Source organism: Lentiprolixibacter sp. (genome assembly GCF_982873095.1).
The window spans coordinates 1-2,163 of record NZ_CEYNTP010000349.1; the positions used below are offsets into that span (position 1 = coordinate 1).

2 protein-coding genes are annotated in these 2,163 nt (G+C 46.4%); both read right to left on the bottom strand.

Annotated features, from left to right (window positions below; genetic code table 11):
- On the bottom strand, positions 1-1,406 hold a 1,406-nt coding region (locus tag AC4E7D_RS14255), incomplete at its 3' end, for a DUF6909 family protein (protein ID WP_490174443.1).
- Positions 1,407-1,487: 81 nt separating this feature from the next.
- Positions 1,488-2,163: GH3 domain-containing protein (locus AC4E7D_RS14260; RefSeq protein WP_490174444.1), on the bottom strand; the 676-nt coding region annotated here is incomplete at its 5' end.

Here is a 2,163-nt window from a genome sequence, read left to right on the forward strand (position 1 = left end):
GTACCCAATACCGTGACCATGGTGCCTTCCTGCACTCTCAGCCCATTGCCCTCAAAATGCGAGGCGCTTAATTCATTGTGAAAAGGATAATTGTCAGCGGTCCCCTCAAACATATGTGCCGTTGGGATCATCAGATCACCTTTTCCACCCTCCAAAATTCCAGCTTTCCCCATAATGGATATGGACGCGACATCGAGAAATACAGGAGGTTGATCTGCAGGTCGATAGGGCTTTAACAACTCGTCAATAGTTTCATAAGCCTGTTCCCCGAAGGCATAGTCCATAACAAAGATAACCGGTTTTTTGTCATCCGGGAGGCTTTCAGGCAATTCGTAACAACAGGCATCTTTTCCCAGTTTTGCCGTATCAAATATCTGCACGTCGATGTTAGTACCAGAAATATCATCAACCACCAGCATCCCATTTTTGAGCGCCACCCGGTTAACCTTGTCCTGTTGCCTTTTATTTTTATCCTGGCTTAATTGCTCGTAAATTTCCAGTGAACTGTTCTTTGGGAATTCCATTTTCAATGCCTTTTTCGCATACATGGAATTCATCACACTATGCATGTTTGCACTTATGATATGAATCGGGCGGTTCAATAGTCCTTCTTTATTCAGGGTTTCTTTCACTTTGTTGGCCCATTGTTCCCCGTGAATATGATGTCCCAAACGCTCACGTAGCAGGGTGCTGAAGGTTATGATCCTTTTTTCTCCCCCGGTTTCCTCTTCAATAGCGAGCTTGCCCAGCCAGTAAATGACTTTCAGGAAGCGCTCTGGATCCCCCTTTCTGGCCAATTTCTTATAAATATCAATGACCTCCAGGAACGACCTCCCCAATATGCTGGCCGTATGGATCAGGGCGGTCTCCCGTTCTTCCTGACTCAGTTTCTCCTTTTGTACGGCAATTTCCAGTTTTTGCCAATCCCGAATGGTCTCCTGGGTTTCCTCAATCAGCACTTTATGGGCAATTTTCTGGGATTCGATAAACAGGAAGGTCAGGTGTGTCAGGATATCATAAATATCAGAACGCCCACGGGTGATTTCTACGTTCATCTGCTCCCTATCTATGCGATAGCAATTGCGTCGCCGCTTAGGAGGGATAATGGGTTTGAGGTGGGAACTCGCATAGCCTTCATCAGAGGTCAGGTTGATAAAGCGGCATTCATGTATACCCTCAGGAAGACGTTCCAGGACATAGATCAGCCCGTTTAATTCTGCCTTCTCCTCCGCTATGGACCCATAGATCTCGGGTCTGAGCAATAAAAGTGCGTTTTTCAGGCTCTCTCCGGATACCCCGGTGGGTTTGTAAAATCCCCGATTGAACAAATGCCGCATGGTAATATACAGACGTTCGATTGCATTGGTGGATTCCTGCGCACGGGTAGTTTCCTTAAAGTTGTTCATGAATTGGCTGCTTCGTGCTGCAAATTTATGAATTTGCCGGTAGCAAACAGCAGGGAATTCCCAATAGGAGGGGATTTGACCTCATGTCTTGTATTTATTGAGGGCATCCGCAATTTTTCGATCGTTGGACAAGCGCTGAACCTTATTCTGCCCCCCTAACTTCCCTATAGATTTCATATACGCCTGAAACCCACCTGGTTGTATCGCGGTAAGTTTAAGCGGCTGAAGGATCTTCCCTTCGATAAGATCAAAATAATAGGAGTTCTGCCGCTGCATCTCCTCGTCCAATACCCCAAGGAAATGCCCCAGGTCTGATGGAGGGTGTTCAAATTCCACTAACCACTCGTGATAAGGGAGTTCATTATCGACTTTAATTTTAGGGGCTACGGTGAATTCATTGACCCGGGCGTCGGTTTGTGCTATGGCCTCCTTCATGGCTTCTTCCACTTCCTTCGCGATGACATGCTCTCCAAAGGCAGAGATAAAATGTTTGATACGACCCGAAACAATGACCCTGTAGGGGTCCGTAGAAACAAACTGAACGGTATCTCCCAGGTTATAGGCCCACAGGCCGGCATTGGTGGAAATGATCATTACGTAATTCACGCCTGTTTCCACATCCTTTATGGTAAGTCGGTCCGGATGTTCATCAAAGAACTCATCTGCCCGGATAAACTCGTAAAATATACCTGCATCCAGGAGCAGTAACATCCCTTTTTCTTTCTGGGAATCCTGATAGGCAAAAAACCCTTCACTG